Raw genomic sequence first — 18,142 nt, forward strand, 5'->3', positions numbered from 1 at the left:
ACTTCGAATATCATTAAAGACTGGAAACGTTTCGATTCGTTTTGCTGCGAGGGCGAAATAAGTCATATGAAACGAAAATGCGCCTGCTTCCGCGTCCTATAACTATCCGGAATGGATGTATCCGGAGGCTATAGTGCGTTTCTTGAATGATATCAGCATTGGTAAACGACTATTTATCATCGGTGCAGGATCCCTGGTCGGCCTGGTGCTGGTCATTCTTCTGTCGATCAATCAGCTCAACAGCTCGCTGACCAAAAGCTTCCAGGCGCGCACCAAGCAGGCGGTCGACATCGCCTATAGCCAGCTGGACTTCTACGAAGCCGAGCAGCGCGCCGGCCGGATGAGCCAGGCGGACGCGCAGGCCGCGGCCCAGAAGGTGGTCGGCTCGATGCGCTTCGGTGAAAGCGACTATTTCTTCATTCTCGACACCAACCACATGATGGTGATGCACCCGGTGAAGCCCGAAAAGGTCGGCAAGTCGACCTTTGACAGCAAGGATGCCGGGGGCACCTATCATTTCCGCGAGATGGTGAAGGTCGCCACCGAGCAGGGCGCAGGCTTCGTCTCGTACGAATATCAGATGCCTGACGGGAAAGACGTCAAGTCCAAGATCTCCTATGTCCGCGCGTTCAAGCCCTGGGGCTGGGTGGTCGCCACCGGCGTGTTCGACGAGGAAATTCAGGCCGCGGTGCATGACGCCGAGATCAAGCTTGCCATGGCCGCGCTCGTCATCGTCCTGGTGCTGGTCGCCGCCGTCCTCTTCGTCAGCCGCTCGATTACGCTGCCGCTCGGCGCGATCACCGGCCGCATGCGCAGCCTTGCCGGTGGCGACACCGCCGCGGCGATCCCCGGCTCGGGCCGCAAGGACGAGATCGGCGCCATGGCCGGTGCGCTCGAGGTCTTCCGCCAGAACGCCGAGGCCAAGGTGCTTGCCGAGGCCGCCAAGGCCGCGTCGGATGCCGACCAGCAGGCGATCGTCCAGCTGCTTTCGGAGAAGCTCCACGCCATGTCCGAAGGCGACCTGACCAGCGCGATCACCACCACGGTGCCGCCGGCATACGGCACGCTGCGCGACAATTTCAACACCGCGCTGGAGAACCTCCGCGAGCTGATCAGCGTGCTGTCCGAGGCCTCGCGCAGCATCGAGACCGGCTCGACCGAAATCTCGGCCGCCTCGGACGATCTTGCCCGCCGCACCGAAAGCAACGCCGCCAGCCTGGAGCAGACCTCGGCCGCGCTCCAGCAGATGAACGATCGCCTCAAGTCGAGCGCCGACGCCGCCGACAAGACGGTGGGCTTCACCCAGGAAGCGATCGGCATCGTCGACTCCGGCCGCACCACCGCCACCGATGCCACCGCGGCGATGGACCGCGTCTCCGAAAGCGCGCGCGGCATCGACAATGTCATCGAGGGCCTCGACAAGATTGCCTTCCAGACCCGCGTGCTCGCGATGAACGCCGCCGTCGAGGCGGGCCGGGCAGGGGAGGCGGGCCGTGGCTTCGCCGTCGTCGCCGATCTCGTCTCGGCACTGGCGATGCGCGCCGAAGAGGAAGCGCGGCGCGCCCGCGAACAGCTCACCACCACCCAGGCCGATATCGGCGTGGCGGTAGATTCGGTGAAGAAGGTCGATGCCGCGCTGGCCAACATCACCACCAGCGTCAGCCAGGTCCACGAGTTCATCGAGGTCGTCGCCATCGACAACCGCGCCCAGTCCTCGGCGATCAGCGAGATTGCCACGGCCGTTGGCGTGATGGACCATTCGACCCAGCAGAACGCGGCGATGGTGGAGCAGACTTCGGCCGCCGCCCGCAACCTGGCCGGCGAGGTCAGCGGGCTGACCCGCCAAGCGGCGCGGTTCAAGATCGACAACGGATCGCCCGCGCGCGCCCCGGCCGGCTCGGCATCCGCCGCGCCGCGTTCGGCACCCGCAGCCGCCCCCCGTGCGGTGCCGGCGATGGCTGGCGCCGAGGAGTGGGCGAGCTTCTGAGCGCCCGGCGAGCGGTGACGCAACGGCACCGCTCGCCCCTCCGCAAAACCTAATTCCGGAGGGCGGCCCGCCGCCCCCCCAAGGCGCAGCATTGCCTCGTCCACAGGGACAGGGGCGAGGCGATGGCGGCGTCTTGCCCAGAACGGACCAACCTCATGTCGCGTACCCGATTGTTGCTGCCCCTGCTCGCCGTCAGCCTGTCGCTGTCCACCTCCCCGGTCTCGGCGCAGACCCAGGAGCGGATCGAACCCGCCGCGCTGCTGGTGATTGCTCAGCGGTCCCAGGACGGGTTGCAGCAGAGCGTGCCCCCGCAGCCCTCCACGCCGCCCGCCGAGGCGGTGACGCCGCGCGCGCCCTCGTCGCCCGCCACGATCACCTATCCCGCGCAGGCCGACGGCTTCGGCATCAAACTGGGCGGCTACAACACCTCGCGCTGGGCCGAGGATTGGCGTGGCATGCGCAACCCCAAGAAGCGCGACGATCCGCTCGATCGGCTGAAATATCTGCCGCTCGCCGGCGACGGGTTCGCCTATGTGACCCTCTCGGGCGAGATGCGACTGCGCGAGCAAATGGTATCGCAGCCGGGGCTGCTCGCCGGCGACCATCGCCAGGAACAGCTGTTCCGCATCTTCGCCGGTGCCGATGTGCATGTCGGTCCGTTGCGTGCCTATGGTGAGCTCGCCCATGGCGGGCTGGCCGGCCACAATCTCGGCACGCCCGCAGCCAAGTCGCGCAACGACCTGTTCGCGCAGCAATATTTCGTCGAGCTGAGCGGCCCGCTCGCGCGCGGCGTCAACGCCGGCGTGCGTTACGGCCGGCAGGAGTTCACCGATGGCGCGCCGGGGCTGATCTCGGTGAAGGACGACAATTCGATCCATACCGAGCTCAATGGCGGCCGTGCCTGGCTGTCTTTCGCGCAGTTCCGTGCCGATGTGTTCGATTTCAAGCAGACCACGCTGGGCCTTGGCGGCAGCGGCGACGACCGGATCGACGAAGGTACCCGCTTCTCGGGCGTCACCTTCGGCGTCGTCCTGGCCAACCAGCCCAAGCGCAAGATCTTCTTCGATCCGTTCTTCTGGCGCGAGCGCAACGACACGCTGAAATGGGGCAGGGCCACCGGCGTCGAAGTCCGTCATTATTACGGCGCCCGTCTGTGGGGCAGCGTGGACAGGCTGACTTTCGACTGGCTGGTCAATCACCAGGGTGGCGACTTTGCCGGCCGGCCGATCGACGCCTGGTTCCTGCAGGCGGCGCAGACCTATGGGCTGAGCAGCAAGGGCCTGAAGCCCAAGCCTGGCATCCATTTCGACTATGGCAGCGGCGGCGGCGCCTTTGGCGGCGGCACGATCCACAATACCCGCACCATCACCGCCGGCTCGATCGCCTATAGCTACCAGCTGGTACTCAACCTGACCAACCTGTTCCAGGTCTCGCCCAACTTTACCCTGTCGCCGAGCAAGTCGCTCGACCTCACCGTCGAGCTGCAGCACAGCCTGCGTGTCGACCAGAAGGACGCGGTCTACCGCGGCGCCGGTACCGCCTATGCGGGCACCCAGCTGATCCAGGGCGCGCATGTCGGCGACGCCGCGCGGCTGCAGGCGACGTGGAAGGTGACTCCGCGCGTCTCCGTGATCGGCCGCTACGAATATTTCGAGCCCGGCGCGGTGCTCAAGGCGGTGGGATCCAAGGGATCGCATTTCCTTGCCGGCTGGGTCAGCGTTCGGTTCTGAGCCGGCGAAAGTTCCGAAAGTTCCGGGAAAGCGACATCAACGCGATCCCGGCCGCGGCACGGGCGGGGCTGGTTCCAGCGCCGCCCGCGCTTCGCGGTCGTAGCGCTGCATCGGCTCGCCATAGCAGGCGGCGAACATCAGCCGGCTGTCGAAGCGGCGGCGATGCCCGACGACCTTGCCCCGCCGCGTGATCGGTACCAGCCGCCCCTCACGCGCGATCTGTAGCGCCAGATCCAGCGCCATCACCCGACCTTGATCGACCGCCGCATCCCAGGCGCGGCCAAAGCCCGCGGCATCGGGGCGGGTCCGCAGTCGCCGCGCGCTCTGCGGGGTCATTCCCACCGCGCGCGCCGCCGCGGCGACACCGCCATGGGTGGCGAGCTCGGCGATGAAGGCACGCTGGCGCTCGGCGCTCCAGCCATCGGCGCGGGGGCTGGTGGCGACCGGCGTGAAATCGAAGGGATCGTCGTCTTCGAGCTGCATAGATGCGAGGATAGGCACGGATCGCATCTGTAGGAAAGCGATTCGTTTCTGATTTGTTCTTTTTGCACCCACTGTGGATTTCGCGTTTCGTGGACGACTGTGGCAGAGGAGGGCCATGTCGATCATGCCTCATATCCTCGTCGATGCGGATGCCTGCCCCGTGAAGGAAGAGATCTACAAGGTCGCCTGGCGGATGGAGGTGCCGGTGACGATCGTGAGCAACGCCCACCTCCGCATTCCCCAGCACCCGCTGGTTACCCGCGTGGTGGTGAGCGATGGCTTCGACGCCGCCGACGACTGGATCGCCGAGCGCACCGATGCCGGTTCGGTGGTGATCACCGCGGACATCCTGCTCGCCGATCGCTGCCTAAAGGTCGGCGCGGCGGCGGTGCTGGCGCCCAATGGCAAGCCCTTCACCACCAGCTCGATCGGCAGCGCGGTGGCGGTGCGCGCGATCATGGCCGATCTGCGCGCCGGTGGTGACCGCATCGGCGGCCCGCCGCCCTTCGCCAAGGAGGATCGCTCGCGCTTTCTCTCGGCGCTGGATAGTGCGCTGGTGCAGGTGAAGCGCGCCGCTGCCGGATGAGCTGCACTATTGGCGGCTAAGATGTTGATCAATTGCTGGACAGTGGCGGAACTGCTCGTCTTGACTCCGCGGCGGTTTGGGATACTCCACCGTTAACTATCGATGCATGGGGATGCATTCCGGGGAGGTCTTGCGATGAAGAGTCGGGTTTTGTCGGGCGCAGCCTTGATGCTCGCCACCATGTGCGGCACGCCCGCCCTGGCGGCGGACTTCTATCTCTTCAACAATTCGCCCAGCGGCTCCGTCAAGCTCACGGTGAACGGCGCCAGTAGCATCAATGCCTTTCAGACCGGCTGGTTCGACAGCAACGGCACGCACTATAACGCGTGGACCAACTACTTCACCGGTAGCCTGACCAGCTCGGGCTCGACGACGGAGTATCGCTCCTTCTTCAGCTTCTTCCCGACGGGTCCGGTGACCAGTGCGTCGCTGACCATCGGCAACGCGCTTGCCGGCGGCTATGGCAATGCGACGGCCCGGCCGCTCGAGCTGACGCTGTACGACGTCACCAGTTCGATCGTCGGGCTGCAGCAATATAATGGAGCCGAGGGGATCTTCGACGATCTCGGCGCGGGGACCGTGCTGGGCAGGATCACGGTGAACGGCGCGGCCGCGGGCTATACGATCGACCTGAACCAGGCGGGTGTCGATGCGATCAACGCGGCCTATTACAGTGCCGGTCCCTTCACCGTCGGCGCGCGCCTGACCGCCAGCGCGGTGCCCGAGCCGGCGGCGTGGGCGATGCTGCTCGGCGGCGTCGGTGTGATGGGTGGGGCGTTGCGCGTACGCCGGCGGCGGACCACGGTCCGCTACGCCTGATCGGACGCCGGCTGCTCAGTGCAGCTTGGCGATCGACAGCCCGTCGAGCTTGGCGCGTTCCTTCACCGATTCCTCGCTGCGGGTCAGCGCCTTGGCGATGGCGCGCAGCGGCATGCCCTTCTTGGCGAGGGTGTGGAGCTTTTGCAGCTCGTCGGGGCGCCAGGGCTGGCGGTGTCGTTCGAAGCGTTCGGCCATGACGCGGGCTTAGTCGATCTTGGCGGCGGGGGCCATGCGCTCGCGCAACATCGCAGCGACGCGGTCCACGCCCGCCTCGCTTGCGCTGGCCACGTCGATCGGCCGACCGCCGAGTGCCGCGTCCTCGCTGTTGAGAAACAGCAGCGCGGTCTCGCGATCTGGCAGCGACTGGAAGGCGAGCAGCGCGACTCGCGACTGGCGCGCGATGACCTCGGGCGCCAGCTTGGTCTTGGCGGTGCCGCGGAAGCGCTTGCGATCGAGCTCGTCGGAGGTCGCGCCGACCGCGACCTTGGTGATCGCACCCATCAGGCGGCTTCCGCCATGGCGTTGGCAAGGCGGTAGGCGCGGATCCGTTGGGCATAGGCCGCGGCAAGTGCCCGGTGCGATGCACGCGAGGCGACGCAGGCGGCGGTGCCGGCGCGGGTCAGGGCGTTCTGGTAGCGGGAAAGAAGATAGGCGAGGTCCATCGGCATATCCTGTGCTGTGCAAGCGAGAACATGACGGACCCAGCCGCCGGCGCTTACGGGAGGGAAGCCGGCGATACCTATGAGATGGGGATGCGCCGGTCGTTTCGCAAGCGCCGCGGCCGGATATGGGTCAGACGGGGAGGCGTTCGCCTTCGCGCAGCGTGAGTATCTCGACGCCGGTGGCGGTCACCGCCACGGTATGCTCGAACTGGGCTGAGAGCTTGCGATCGTTGGTCACCACCGTCCAGCCATCGTCGAGCGTGGTGACCTTGCGCGTGCCCTGGTTGAGCATCGGCTCGATCGTGAAGGTCATGCCCTCGCGCAGTGTCATGCCGGTGCCGGGGCGGCCGAAATGGAGGACCGAGGGTTCCTCGTGCATCTCGCGGCCGATGCCGTGCCCGCAATAGTCGCGCACCACGGCATAGCCGTGCTGCTTGGCGTGGCGCTCAATCGCGGCGCCGATATCGCCCAGCGTCGCACCCGGGCGGACCTGGGCGATGCCCTTCCACATCGCCTCCTGCGTCACCTTCACCAGGCTGCGCGCGTGGGGCGAGACTTCGCCGACCATGTAGGTCTTGCTCGAATCGGCGATGAAGCCGTTCTTTTCCAGCGTGATGTCGAGGTTGATGATGTCGCCGTCCTGCACGATCGTCGCGGCATCGGGCACGCCGTGGCAGACGACATGGTTGATCGAGCAATTGAGCACGAAGCCATAGCCATATTGCCCCTTGCTGGCGGGGCGGGCGGCGAGATCCTCGGTGATGTAGCGCTCGACCAGCGTGTCGATCTCCAGCGTCGACATGCCGGCGAGCGGCGTGCGGTCGAGCATCTCGAACACCTGGGCCAGCAGCCGGCCGGCCTCGCGCATCAGGTCGAGTTCCTGCGGGGTCTTGACCATCTCAGGCGGCCTCGAGCGCGGCGGCGCCAACCTGCGCCTCGGCCAGCTGGCGGCGGACGATCTCGTTGAAGGGCAGGGTAGGGTTCGCCTCGGCGAGCATGCCGATCTTCATCCAATATTCGGCCTGGGCGTTGATCGAGCGGCACATCACCGCGCTGGCGCGGCGCGCCTCCTCGTGCAGGTCGTCGGCGATTTTCACGATGCCCATGGGTGCTCCGCTATGGGTGGGACTATGGAGCGTATATGGTTCGTATATTAGTGGAGGGCAAGGGTGCAGCGTTCCTTAGCCCCTCCTCCTTGGAGGAGGGGAGGGGCTAAGAAGTAGGAATCACCGCGGCAGGGCGGCGGCTTCGCGCGCCTTGGCTTCCACCTCGTCCAGCGAACCGCTGGTGATCCAGCTGCCGCCGACGCAGAGCACCGGATCGAACGCCAGCCACTCGGGCGCGCTCGCCAGGCTGACGCCGCCGGTCGGGCAGAACTTCGCCTGGTAGAAGGGCGCGGCGAGCGCCTTGAGCGCCTTGAGGCCGCCCGAGGTTTCGGCGGGGAAGAACTTGAAGTGGCTGAGGCCGAGATCCATGCCGCGCATGATGTCGCCGGCATTGGCGATGCCCGGCAGATAGGGCACGCCGCTCTTCACGATTGCGTCACCGAGGCGGTCGGTCAGGCCGGGGGAGACGATGAACTCGGCATCCTCCTGCATGACCTGCTCGAACTGCTGCGTGTTCACGACGGTGCCCGCGCCGACGATGGCACCGGGGACCTTCTTCATCTCGCGGATCGCTTCGAGCGCAGCGGGGGTGCGCATCGTCACTTCGAGCACGCGCAGGCCGCCCTTGACCAGCGCCTCGGCAAGCGGGCGCGCCTTGGCGGCGTCGTCGATCACCAGCACCGGGATGACCGGCGCGGTACGCATGATGGCTTCGATCGAAAGGCGGGGTTCGCTCACTGTGCATGCTCCTGGGCGAAGGCGGCGGCTGCGCCGTACAGGCCCGGCTGGGGATGGGTGATCAGCTTGACGGGGATCGTCGCCATCAGGGAGCGGAAGCGCCCCTTGGCGACGAATCGCTCGCCGAAGCCGGATTGCAGCAGATGGTCCTTGAGGCGCAACCCCAGACCGCCCGCGATCACCACCGCGGTCGGCCCATGGCCCAGCGCGAGGTCGCCCGCAACGGCACCCAGGCTGAGGCAGAAGCGGTCGAGCGCCGCCACGGCCAGGCTGTCCTTGCCTTCCAGCGCCAGCGTCCAGATCGCCTTGTCGTCGAGCCGCGCGACCGGCACGCCTTCGAGGTCGGCCAGCGTCTCGTAGATCGAGACGATCGCCGGTCCGGCGACGATCCGCTCCTTGGACACGCGCTGATAGGTGCGGCGCAGGCGCTTCACCAGCGCATCCTCGATCGCGTCGAGCGGGGCGAAGTCGCTATGCCCGCCTTCGGTGGCGATGATGTCATAGCCGCCGCGGTGACGGAACACCTGCGCTACGCCGAGCCCGGTGCCCGGCCCGCAGACGGTGATCGAACCCTTGTCGGGCAGCGGCGTATCGGGCCCGCAGAGATGCAGGAAGGCTTCGTTTTCGAGCTGGGCGACGGCGTGGCCGATCGCCTCGAAATCGTTGACGATCGTCCAGGTATCGGCGCCGAGGCGATCGGGGATCAGCGGCGGGCGGATGATCCAGGGATTGTTGGTGAGCTTGATCAGGTCGCCGTTGATCGGCGAGGCGACCGCGATCGCGGCGGCCTTGGGCACCGGGCGGCCGAGCTTTTCGCCAAAGGCGCGCCAGGCGAGCTGGAGGCTGGGATGTTCGGCCACCTTCTGGGTGATCGGCTCGCTGAGCGAGACGACGCGGCCCTCCGCGACCTCTGCCACGGCAAAGCGCGCGTGGGTCCCCCCGATGTCGACGGCGACGACTTCCATCCGATTCCGATCCTCTCTCTGGCGCCCCTGTCAACGTTGCCAGTGGGCGGCCGTCCTTCTTCCCGTCCGCCGCGCCGATGTAAAGTCCGCGCGGTCGTACCGGGTATGATTTACATGCGTTACAGTCTTACAGGCCCGCTTCGTGCAGCATCGCCGACGCGCCCTTTTCAGCTTCGTCGCAATAATGCCGCATCATCGCGAACAGCTCGCGACCGGTGCCGACCGCCGGCGGGGGCGGGGCGGCCTGTTCGCGCGCATCCCACTCGTCCGCCGGGACCAGCGCTTCCAGCGTGCCGTTCTCGGCATCGAGGCGGAGCATGTCGCCGTCGCGCACCTTGCCGATCGGACCGCCGCCCAGCGCTTCCGGCGACAGATGGATCGCCGCCGGCACCTTGCCGCTGGCGCCCGACATGCGGCCGTCGGTGACCAGCGCCACCTTAAAGCCGCGGTTCTGGAGCACGCCGAGCTGCGGGGTGAGCTTGTGCAGCTCGGGCATGCCGTTGGCGCGCGGGCCCTGGAAGCGGACCACGACGATCACGTCGCGCTCCAACTCGCCGGCCTTGAATGCTTCCAGCACGTCGAGCTGGTCGGAGAAGACGCGGGCAGGGGCCTCGATGATCCAGCGCTCGCGCTCAACCGCCGAGACCTTGATGCAGGCGCGACCGATATTGCCCTTGAGGATGCGGAAGCCGCCCTCGGGCGAGAAGGCCGTCTCCACCGTGCGGACGATATTCTCGTCGTTGCTCTTCTCGCCATGCTCGGTCCAGACCAGCGCGTCGCCCGCGATGTCGGGCTTGCGGCCATAGGCGGCCATGCCGTCCTTGGCGATGGTCAGCGCGTCGCCGTGCATCAGACCCGCACGCAGCAGTTCCTTGATGACGAAGGACGGGCCGCCGGCATCCTCGAACTGGTTCACATCGGCCGAGCCGTTCGGATAGACGCGGGTCATCAGCGGCACCGCGCGCGAGAGACGATCGAAATCGTCCCAGTCGATGGTGATTCCGGCCGCGCGCGCGAAGGCGGGGACGTGGATCAGGTGGTTGGTCGAGCCGCCGGTGGCGAGCAGGACGATCGCCGCGTTCACGATCGCGCGCTCGTCGACGACATGGCCGATCGGACGGTAATCGTCGCCGTTCCAGCCGATCTCGGCGAGGCGGTGGACCGCGTGGCGGGTCAGCTCCTGGCGCAGCTTGGTACCCGGATTGGCGAACGCCGAGCCGGGGACATGGAGGCCCATCGCCTCCATCATCATCTGGTTCGAGTTCGCCGTGCCGTAGAAGGTGCAGGTGCCCTTGCCGTGATAGGCGGCGATCTCGGAATCGAGCAGTTCCTCGCGGGTCGCCTTGCCCTCGGCATAGCGCTCGCGGACCGCGGCCTTTTCCTTGTTGGCGAGGCCCGAGCGCATCGGGCCGCCGGGGATCAGCACCATTGGCAGATGGCCGAAGCGGAGCGCGCCCATCAGCAGGCCGGGCACAATCTTGTCGCAGATGCCGAGCAGCGCCGCGCCCTCGAACACGCGGTGGCTGAGCGATACGGCGGTGGCCATCGCGATGGTGTCGCGGCTGAACAGCGACAGCTCCATGCCCTGATAGCCCTGGGTCACGCCGTCGCACATCGCCGGCACACCGCCGGCCACCTGCGCGGTGGCGCCGGCCTCGATCGCCCAGATCTTCATCTGCTCGGGATAGCGATAATAGGGCGCATGCGCCGACAGCATGTCGTTGTACGACGTCACGATGCCGATGTTCATGCAGGCACCGGTCTTCAGCGTATCCCGCTGCTCCTCGGTACCGGCATAGGCGTGCGCGAGGTTGGCGCAGCCCAGCTTGGGCCGGTCATTGCCCGATTCGCGCTCGCGGCGGATCAGGTCGAGATAGGCGGCGCGGCCCGCCTTGGACCGCTCGATCACCCGATCGGTGACGGCTGCGATTTCGGCGTGCAGATTGGCCATTTACAGGCTCCAGTGGATGTCGACAGGTAGTTCGGTTTCGGCAAGCACGCGGCCGATCGGGAGGGTCGAGCCGGCGCCTTCGGAGATGGCGCGCTCGAGCACGTCCTTCTTCTCCTGGCCGGTGATCGCGATCATCAGCGCGCGTGCCGAGACGATCGCGGCGAGCGACAGGGTTACGCGGGGGACGGGCGCCTCGGGCGGCAGCGGATCGGGCATCACGCCCAGCGCACGACGCTCCTTGGGGCCGGTCAGCGCTTCCTGGAGGTCGGAGCCGGGGAAGATCGAGGCGGTGTGGCCATCGGCGCCCATACCGAGCAGGCAGAGGTCGAGCGGCCAGTGGAAGTCCTGCAGGCGCGCGTCCGCCGCGCGGCCGGCGGCCTTGTAGTCGTCGGCCTTCTCGCTGACGACCGGGATGACGCGGGCGCCGAGCGGCAGGAACACCTTGGCGAGGCCGGTGACGTTCGACATCGGATCGCCCATCGGCACGATGCGATCGTCCGTCGGGATGATCGTCACGCGCTTCCAGTCGAGCTTGGCCTTGCTGAGCTTGGCGTAGATCGGGCCGGGGGTGCGGCCACCGGCGAGCGCGATGACTGCCGCGCCGCGCGCGTCGATCGCGCTCTCGATGATGAACTGGACGTCGCCGGCGAGCGCATCGCCCATTTCGGCGGTGTCTTCATAGTCCCACCATTCGATTTCGGTCGTCATGTCAGCTCCTTCAATTTGGTGGGACCGCAAGGCGGCCTTCCGGCCGCGTGGGGTCCGATATAGGGACGGGGAGGCGGTTGCGCTCCCCTCCCGGTCATTCGTGCCAGTGCACCCCGTCGCGCTCGGTGAGCGCGATCGAGAGCGAGGGGCCCCAGCTGCCCGAGGCATAGGGCTTGGGCTTGAGATCATTGGCGTCCCAGCCGGCGCGGATCGCATCGATCCATTCCCACTGCGCTTCCACCTCGTCGCGTCGGACGAACAGCGTGGGATCGCCCTCGATCAGGTCGAGCAGCAGGCGCTCATAGGCGATGCGGCGGGTGGTGCCGGCGAACTCGGCGTCGAGGCTGAGGTTGAGCGGCACTTCGCGCAGGCGATAGCCCTCGCGGTCGAGGCCCGGCTGCTTGGCCATCACCAGCAGCTGGACATATTCCTCGGGCTGCAAGCGGATGACCAGCGCGTTGGGCTGGAGCATGCCGCCGCGCTCGGCGAAGATCGAGTGCGGCACCGGCTTGAACTGGATGACGATTTCCGAGCGGCGCTCGGCGAGGCGCTTGCCGGTGCGCAGATAGAAGGGCACGCCCTGCCAGCGCCAATTGTCGACATGCGCCTTGATCGCGACGAAGGTCTCGGTGCGCGACTCCTTGCCGAGATCGGTGGCATAGTCGCGGACGATCTGCCCCTTCACTGCGCCGCCGCCATATTGGCCGACCACGGTGAGGTTGGGCGCCTCGGCGGGCGTGATCTTGCGCAGCGAGCGCAGCACCTTGACCTTCTCGTCGCGGATCGAGGTGCCGTCGAAGCGGGCAGGGGGCTCCATCGCGATCAGCGCGACGAGCTGGAGCATGTGGTTCTGCACCATGTCGCGCAGCGCACCGGTATCCTCGTAGAAGCCGGCGCGGCCTTCGAGGCCCACCGTTTCCGAGACGGTGATCTGCACGCTGTCGATCCCGCGCGCGTTCCACACCGGCTCGAACAGCGAGTTGCCGAAGCGCAGCGCCAGGATGTTCTGCACCGTCTCCTTGCCCAGATAGTGATCGATGCGGAAAGTGCGCTCCTCGGGGAAGGCCTGCGCGACGATGTCGTTGATCTCGCAGCTGGAGGCGAGGTCGCGGCCGAGCGGCTTCTCCAGGCTGATGCGGACATTCTCACCGGCAAGGCCTGCCGATTCGAGGCCCTTGATCGTCGGGCCGAACAGCCAGGGCGCGGTCGACAGGAAGATGGCGAGCCCGCCGGAGATGTCGCCCAGCTTGTCCTTCAGTGCAGCATAGCCCTCGGTCTGCGAGGCATCGAGCGTCTGATAGTGCACGCGCTGGAGGAAACCGGCGACAGCGCTGTCGTCCTTCCGATCGGCGGGCAGGAACTGGTCGAGCGCCTTGGCGGCGAAGGCGCGATAGCCTTCGTCGTCATGCTCGGAGCGCGCGGTGCCGGTGATGGTGAGGCCATCGGGAAGCAGGCCATCGGCGTGCAGCGCGTAGAGCGAGGGAAGCAGCATCCGCTGCGCCAGATCACCGGTGGCACCGAACAGAAGCAATTTGCCGACGGGCTGCTGCATCATTTCCCTCTCGATTGGTTCGCCCCGCGAGACACCAATGCGGCCGAAAGATCAAGCCGAAGGGGAGGAATAGGTATGCGAAGGCGGCAAAAGTTGAAGGATTGTTCCGCCTTCTTGTCCCCCTCCCGCTTGCGGGAGGGGCTAGGGGAGGGTGCGAGAGGGTAGCGGGCTAAGCTGTGGCAGCAAGAGCCTCCACGTCACACCCTCCCTCATCACCTCCCGCAGGCGGGAGGGGGGAGTAAGCGCTTACAGCACCAGACCCGCAGTCGGATCGAGCCCGGCCATGATGTTGAGGTTCTGCACCGCCGCACCCGCCGCGCCCTTGCCGAGATTGTCGAGCGTGGCGACCAGCCGCGCCTGACGGGTCTCGTCATTGCCGAACACGCGCACCGACAGACGATCGGTGCCGGCATTTTCCTCGATGCTCACCGTCGGCACGTCGGCGGGCAGCACCTGCACCACCGGCGAGTCGCGATACGCGTCGCGCAAGACGTTCTCCAGCGCCTCGACCGAGGGCTTGCGGGTGAAGGCGAACAGCGGCAGCGGCACCTCGACGATCATGCCGCGATAGGTGCGCGCGACCGAGGGCAGGAAGATCGGCGGATGCTCGATCCGCGCATGCTTCTGCATCTCGGGCACATGCTTGTGCGCGAGCGACAGGCCATAGGGGCGGAAGGCGGTGGCGGTCAGCTCGGCGCCGTCGCCCTCGAACTCGGCGATCATCGCACGGCCGCCGCCCGAATAGCCCGAGACGGCGTTGACGCTCAGCGGGAAGTCGTGCGGGATCAGCCCGGCACGGATCAACGGGCGGACGAGTGCGAGGAAGCCAGTGGGATAGCAGCCGGGATTGCTCACCCGCGCCGCCTCGGCAATCGCCGCTGCCTGGCCGGGCTCGAGCTCGGCGAAACCATAGGTCCAGTCGGCCGCGGTGCGATAGGCGGTCGAGGCGTCGATCACCCGCGTCCGCTCGTTCTCGATCATCGCCACCGCTTCGCGCGCTGCGTCGTCGGGCAGGCAGAGGATGACGAAATCGGCGGCGTTGAGCGCCTGCGCGCGCTTCTTCGGATCCTTGCGGTCCTGGTCGTCGAGGACCATCACCTCGATCTCCAGCCGACCGGCAAGCCGCTCGCGAATCTCGAGGCCGGTGGTCCCGGCGGCGCCGTCGATGAATACGTGCGCGATCATTCGGTCTCCCCCAAGGCCGATGCGTCGATATAGCCGACCAAGGCCGGACCGGGGGCGACACCCCAGGCATGGCTGCCGGCGATTTCGAGAACCTCGAAGACGTCGCCCTTTTGCAGCTGGGTCAGTATCGGCTCGTCGCCCTTGGCGGTCGCGCGCAACGGAGTTTCGAAATGGATCACGCGTGGCATCGGTGATGCATAATGCGGCGCGAACACGCGGCCCGCGAGGCGGATATCGGCGATGTCGGGGCGGACGGCGTCCACCCGGGGATCGATCGCGGCCGAACGGCCGTCCAGCGCCAGACGCTTACGCGTCGGCGCGCTCTGGGACTGGCTCGCTGATGGTGTTGCCAGCGAGGAAATGCCCGAACTCTGCAAGAAACTCTGCCCCTTCCGCGGTGCGCGCTACGAAGATGTTGCGCTTGTCGGTGTCGTCGCGCTGGCGGCGCAGATAGCCGAGCGTGCCCAGGCGATTCAAGGCGCGCGTGACCACCGGCTTCGAGACGTTGAGCGCCCGCGCCAGACCGCGCACCGTATGGGGGCCGGGGTCGAGATATACAAGCATCAGCAGCGCCATCTGCCGATTGGTGAGATCGGGCTCGCCCGAGCGCACATAATCGATCAGCGTATTCTTCCACCCCCACAGGGTCTGTTCGGACATAGCGTTCACAAGCACCACTCGTTCGTTTCAGGCCCGGCACGGCATCGAACCGAGGAAACAAACGCGCATTTTACAACTAGGTTTCAGTGCGCGGGCGAAATGTTGTGCGAAAAGCACGACGAAAATGCCGATCTGCCATGGGGTTGCGCCCGGGGATTGGAGTCGGGTGCGGAACAGGCGGTTGATTGCGCCGGGCGGCTCGCCTATGTCGCGCCCTTCGCTAACGGGCACCGGATTTCATGTTCACCTTCCTCCTCGTCGTTCAGTTCATCATCGCTGCCCTGCTGGTGGGGGTGATCCTCGTTCAGAAGTCGGAGGGTGGCGGTCTCACCTCGGGCGGCAGCCCGGCCGGTCTCATGTCGGCGCGCGGCGCGGCCGATTTCCTGACGCGGCTCACCGCGATTTTGGCGACCGCGTTCATCCTGATGAGCATCGTGCTCGCCTTCCTGGCGGCCACCCGGCACTCGACCAAGATCGACGCGGGCCTGCAGAAGGCGCCCGCCGCGGTCGCCCCGCTCACGGTCCCGACCGCACCGGCGCCGACCGGCAACGATACGGCCCCGACCGGCAACAGCGCGGTTCCGTTCAGCCAGTAAGCATCCGTAGTTCGCCGCGCTTGCGGCGAACTAACCGTAAAAATCGCGCAACCGGCGGATTCTTACGCTTGCCGGTCTGCGCCCTTTGACGTTAGGCGTTTTCTCCCATGGCGCGGTACATTTTCATCACCGGCGGCGTGGTCTCCTCGCTCGGCAAGGGTCTCATGGCAGCGAGCCTCGCGGCGCTGCTCCAGGCCCGTGGCTATCGAGTCCGCATCCGCAAGTTCGATCCCTATCTCAACGTCGATCCCGGCACGATGTCGCCGCACCAGCATGGTGAGGTGTACGTCACCGACGACGGCGCCGAGACCGATCTCGATCTGGGGCATTACGAGCGCTTCACCGGCGTGACCGCGCGCCAGGCGGACAACGTTACCTCGGGCCGGATCTACAAGACAATCATCGAGCGCGAGCGCCGCGGCGACTATCTGGGCGCCACCGTGCAGGTGGTCCCGCACGTCACCGACGCGATCAAGGCGTTCGCCCAGGCCGAGACCGAGGACCTCGACTTCGTGCTGTGCGAGATCGGCGGCACGGTGGGCGACATCGAGTCGCTGCCGTTCATCGAGGCGATTCGCCAGCTCCGCAACGATCTCGGCCGCGGCCAGACGGTCAGCATCCACGTGACGCTGGTGCCGTACATCGCCGCCGCGGGCGAGCTGAAGACCAAGCCGACCCAGCACAGCGTGCGCGAGCTCGCCGCGCTCGGCGTCCAGCCGGACGTGCTGGTATGCCGCGCCGAGCGCCCGCTGCCCGCCGGCGAGCGCGCCAAGATCGCGCAGTTCTGCAACGTGCCGACCTCGGCGGTGATTCCCGCGCTCGACGCCAAGAGCATCTATGCGGTGCCGCTGCAGTATCACGGCGAGGGCCTGGACGGCGAAGTGCTCAAGGCCTTCGGCATCGAGCCCGGCCCGTCGCCCGACCTGAGCCGCTGGAGCGGCATCGTCGAGCGGCTGCAGAATACCGAGGGTGAAGTCACCATCGGCGTGGTCGGCAAATATATGGGCGTGCCCGACGCCTATAAGTCGCTCACCGAGGCGCTGGTCCATGGCGGCATCGCCAACCGCGTGAAGGTAAACATCCAGTGGCTCGATGCCGAGCTGTTCGAGCAGGACCAGAGCGAAGTCGCCGCGATGCTCGAGCCGATGCACGGCATCCTCGTCCCCGGCGGCTTCGGCGAGCGCGGCAGCGAGGGCAAGATCGCCGGCGTCCGTTTTGCGCGTGAACGCAACGTGCCGTTCTTCGGCATCTGCCTCGGCATGCAGATGGCGTGCATCGAGGGCGTCCGCGCCCAGGGCATCGCCGATGCCTCGACCACCGAGTTCGGCCCGACCGAGGCGCCGGTGGTAGGCATGATCACCGAATGGATGACTGCCGACGGCCTGCAGAAGCGCGAGGCGGGCGGCGATCTGGGCGGCACGATGCGGCTGGGCGCCTATCCGGCGAAGCTCGGCGGCAACAGCGTCGTCGCGTCGATCTATGGCAGCGATTCGATCAGCGAGCGCCACCGCCACCGCTATGAGGTGAACACCGCCTACAAGCCGGTGCTGGAAGAAGGCGGGCTCGTCTTCTCGGGCATGTCGCCCGACGGCACGCTGCCCGAGATCGTCGAGCGGCCCGACCACCCCTGGTTCGTCGGCGTGCAGTTCCATCCCGAGCTCAAGTCCAAGCCGTTCGATCCGCACCCGCTGTTCGCGGGCTTCATCGAGGCCGCCGTCAAGCATTCGCGGCTCGTCTAGGCGCGTGCTGCGCCGGGTCTTCGTCGCCGGTCTGGCGCTGCTGGCGGTGTCCGCAGTGTCGGCGCCGCCGCAGCCGCGGCCGGTGTCCGGACAGGTCCGGGTACGACTGGTGACGAGCATGGGCGCGATCACGCTGGCGCTCGACGCCAAGCGCGCGCCCAGGACGGTCGCCAACTTCCTCGCCTATGTCGATGACGGGCGGCTGGAAGGCACCAACTTCTACCGCACCGCCCGACGCAAGACCGAGCCGACCAAGGGCTTCATCCAGGGCGGTGTCGGCACCGATGCACGGCGCATGCTCGACCCGCTGCCGCTGGAGCCGACCAGCAAGACGGGGCTCAAGCATCTGAGCGGCACCATCTCGATGGCGCATGGGCCCAACCCCAATTCAGCCAACGGCAATTTCTCGATCATGGTCGGGGACAATCCGGGGCTCGACGCGCGCGGCGCGAACCTGGGCTTCGCGGCCTTCGGCCAGGTCATCGGCGGCATGGACGTGGTCCAGCGCATCCTCGCGCTCCCCAGCGGCGGCGGGCGCGACGTGATGAAGGGGCAGATGATCCTCAAGCCGGTGACGATCGTCCGCGCCGAGCGGCTCGACGGGGTGGCGAAGCCCACCGGTCGGGTGCGGCCATGGCTGCTGGGGTTGAAACCGGCTTCTTGAACATACGACTA

General features: G+C 67.0%; 21 protein-coding genes. 7 read left to right on the forward strand and 14 right to left on the reverse strand.

Annotation, left to right across the window (positions count from 1 at the left end):
* Positions 1–205: 205 nt before the first annotated feature.
* Positions 206–1,987: a methyl-accepting chemotaxis protein gene (locus tag RT655_RS01235; protein WP_313534568.1), complete on the forward strand. Its 1,782-nt coding sequence runs from the start codon at positions 206–208 to the stop codon at positions 1,985–1,987.
* 155 nt (positions 1,988–2,142) lie between these two features.
* Positions 2,143–3,717 carry an alginate export family protein gene (locus RT655_RS01240; RefSeq protein ID WP_313534569.1) on the forward strand — a complete coding sequence of 525 codons (1,575 nt, stop codon included), beginning with the start codon at positions 2,143–2,145 and terminating at the stop codon, positions 3,715–3,717.
* 36 nt (positions 3,718–3,753) lie between these two features.
* On the opposite strand, the gene RT655_RS01245 is transcribed toward RT655_RS01240, so the two are convergent.
* The gene (locus RT655_RS01245; protein ID WP_313534570.1) at positions 3,754–4,200 is read right to left on the reverse strand and encodes a hypothetical protein; all 447 of its coding nucleotides are present in this window, start codon (positions 4,198–4,200) and stop codon (positions 3,754–3,756) included.
* Positions 4,201–4,324: 124 nt separating this feature from the next.
* Here RT655_RS01245 and RT655_RS01250 point away from each other — a divergent pair, with 124 nt between their 5' ends.
* Both RT655_RS01250 and RT655_RS01255 read left to right on the forward strand, forming a co-directional pair.
* Complete coding sequence (locus tag RT655_RS01250; RefSeq protein WP_313536869.1) at positions 4,325–4,786, forward strand: YaiI/YqxD family protein; 462 nt, start codon at positions 4,325–4,327, stop codon at positions 4,784–4,786.
* Positions 4,787–4,921: 135 nt separating this feature from the next.
* Complete coding sequence (locus tag RT655_RS01255; protein ID WP_313534571.1) at positions 4,922–5,605, forward strand: PEPxxWA-CTERM sorting domain-containing protein; 684 nt, start codon at positions 4,922–4,924, stop codon at positions 5,603–5,605.
* Positions 5,606–5,620: 15 nt separating this feature from the next.
* Here RT655_RS01255 and RT655_RS01260 read toward each other — a convergent pair whose 3' ends face one another.
* The 13 genes from RT655_RS01260 to RT655_RS01320 all read right to left on the reverse strand — a co-directional run bounded on the left by RT655_RS01260 (position 5,621) and on the right by RT655_RS01320 (position 15,132).
* Positions 5,621–5,800 (reverse strand): hypothetical protein, encoded by a 180-nt coding sequence (locus RT655_RS01260; protein WP_010543827.1) that lies wholly within the window; start codon positions 5,798–5,800, stop codon positions 5,621–5,623.
* A 9-nt stretch (positions 5,801–5,809) separates the two neighbouring features.
* Positions 5,810–6,106 carry a hypothetical protein gene (locus RT655_RS01265; RefSeq protein ID WP_313534572.1) on the reverse strand — a complete coding sequence of 99 codons (297 nt, stop codon included), beginning with the start codon at positions 6,104–6,106 and terminating at the stop codon, positions 5,810–5,812.
* Positions 6,106–6,267: a hypothetical protein gene (locus RT655_RS01270; RefSeq protein ID WP_313534573.1), complete on the reverse strand. Its 162-nt coding sequence runs from the start codon at positions 6,265–6,267 to the stop codon at positions 6,106–6,108. Before RT655_RS01270 ends, RT655_RS01265 begins: the two co-directional genes overlap by 1 nt.
* Before the next feature lie 130 nt (positions 6,268–6,397).
* On the reverse strand, positions 6,398–7,165 hold the full coding sequence (gene map / locus RT655_RS01275; RefSeq protein WP_313534574.1) for a type I methionyl aminopeptidase: 768 nt from the start codon (positions 7,163–7,165) through the stop codon (positions 6,398–6,400).
* Between the two features lies 1 nt (position 7,166).
* The gene (locus tag RT655_RS01280; RefSeq protein WP_093295321.1) at positions 7,167–7,373 is read right to left on the reverse strand and encodes a ParD-like family protein; all 207 of its coding nucleotides are present in this window, start codon (positions 7,371–7,373) and stop codon (positions 7,167–7,169) included.
* 120 nt (positions 7,374–7,493) lie between these two features.
* Positions 7,494–8,078 (reverse strand): bifunctional 4-hydroxy-2-oxoglutarate aldolase/2-dehydro-3-deoxy-phosphogluconate aldolase, encoded by a 585-nt coding sequence (gene eda, locus RT655_RS01285; protein ID WP_313536870.1) that lies wholly within the window; start codon positions 8,076–8,078, stop codon positions 7,494–7,496.
* Between the two features lie 29 nt (positions 8,079–8,107).
* Positions 8,108–9,076: a glucokinase gene (locus tag RT655_RS01290; RefSeq protein ID WP_313534575.1), complete on the reverse strand. Its 969-nt coding sequence runs from the start codon at positions 9,074–9,076 to the stop codon at positions 8,108–8,110.
* Between the two features lie 127 nt (positions 9,077–9,203).
* A complete protein-coding gene (gene edd / locus RT655_RS01295) occupies positions 9,204–11,027 on the reverse strand; it encodes a phosphogluconate dehydratase (RefSeq protein ID WP_313534576.1) in 1,824 nt (607 codons plus the stop codon).
* Positions 11,028–11,735, reverse strand: coding sequence for a 6-phosphogluconolactonase (gene pgl, locus RT655_RS01300; RefSeq protein ID WP_313534577.1), 708 nt, complete (start codon positions 11,733–11,735; stop codon positions 11,028–11,030).
* A 94-nt stretch (positions 11,736–11,829) separates the two neighbouring features.
* Positions 11,830–13,290: a glucose-6-phosphate dehydrogenase gene (gene zwf / locus RT655_RS01305; RefSeq protein WP_313534578.1), complete on the reverse strand. Its 1,461-nt coding sequence runs from the start codon at positions 13,288–13,290 to the stop codon at positions 11,830–11,832.
* 243 nt (positions 13,291–13,533) lie between these two features.
* On the reverse strand, positions 13,534–14,472 hold the full coding sequence (gene argC, locus RT655_RS01310) for an N-acetyl-gamma-glutamyl-phosphate reductase (protein ID WP_313534579.1): 939 nt from the start codon (positions 14,470–14,472) through the stop codon (positions 13,534–13,536).
* Positions 14,469–14,735: an SH3 domain-containing protein gene (locus tag RT655_RS01315; protein WP_313534580.1), complete on the reverse strand. Its 267-nt coding sequence runs from the start codon at positions 14,733–14,735 to the stop codon at positions 14,469–14,471. Before RT655_RS01315 ends, argC begins: the two co-directional genes overlap by 4 nt.
* A 43-nt stretch (positions 14,736–14,778) precedes the next feature.
* A complete protein-coding gene (locus tag RT655_RS01320) occupies positions 14,779–15,132 on the reverse strand; it encodes a MarR family transcriptional regulator (protein WP_084253223.1) in 354 nt (117 codons plus the stop codon).
* A gap of 239 nt (positions 15,133–15,371) precedes the next feature.
* Between RT655_RS01320 and secG the strand changes: the two genes are divergently transcribed.
* The 3 genes from secG (at position 15,372) to RT655_RS01335 (ending at position 18,131) form a co-directional block, all read left to right on the forward strand.
* Positions 15,372–15,728: a preprotein translocase subunit SecG gene (gene secG / locus RT655_RS01325; protein WP_294254621.1), complete on the forward strand. Its 357-nt coding sequence runs from the start codon at positions 15,372–15,374 to the stop codon at positions 15,726–15,728.
* Positions 15,729–15,835: 107 nt separating this feature from the next.
* Positions 15,836–17,467: a CTP synthase gene (locus tag RT655_RS01330; RefSeq protein WP_313534582.1), complete on the forward strand. Its 1,632-nt coding sequence runs from the start codon at positions 15,836–15,838 to the stop codon at positions 17,465–17,467.
* 4 nt (positions 17,468–17,471) lie between these two features.
* Complete coding sequence (locus tag RT655_RS01335; RefSeq protein WP_313534583.1) at positions 17,472–18,131, forward strand: peptidylprolyl isomerase; 660 nt, start codon at positions 17,472–17,474, stop codon at positions 18,129–18,131.
* Positions 18,132–18,142 lie beyond the last annotated feature (11 nt).

This window comes from Sphingomonas sp. (assembly GCF_032114135.1).
Lineage (GTDB): Bacteria > Pseudomonadota > Alphaproteobacteria > Sphingomonadales > Sphingomonadaceae > Sphingomonas.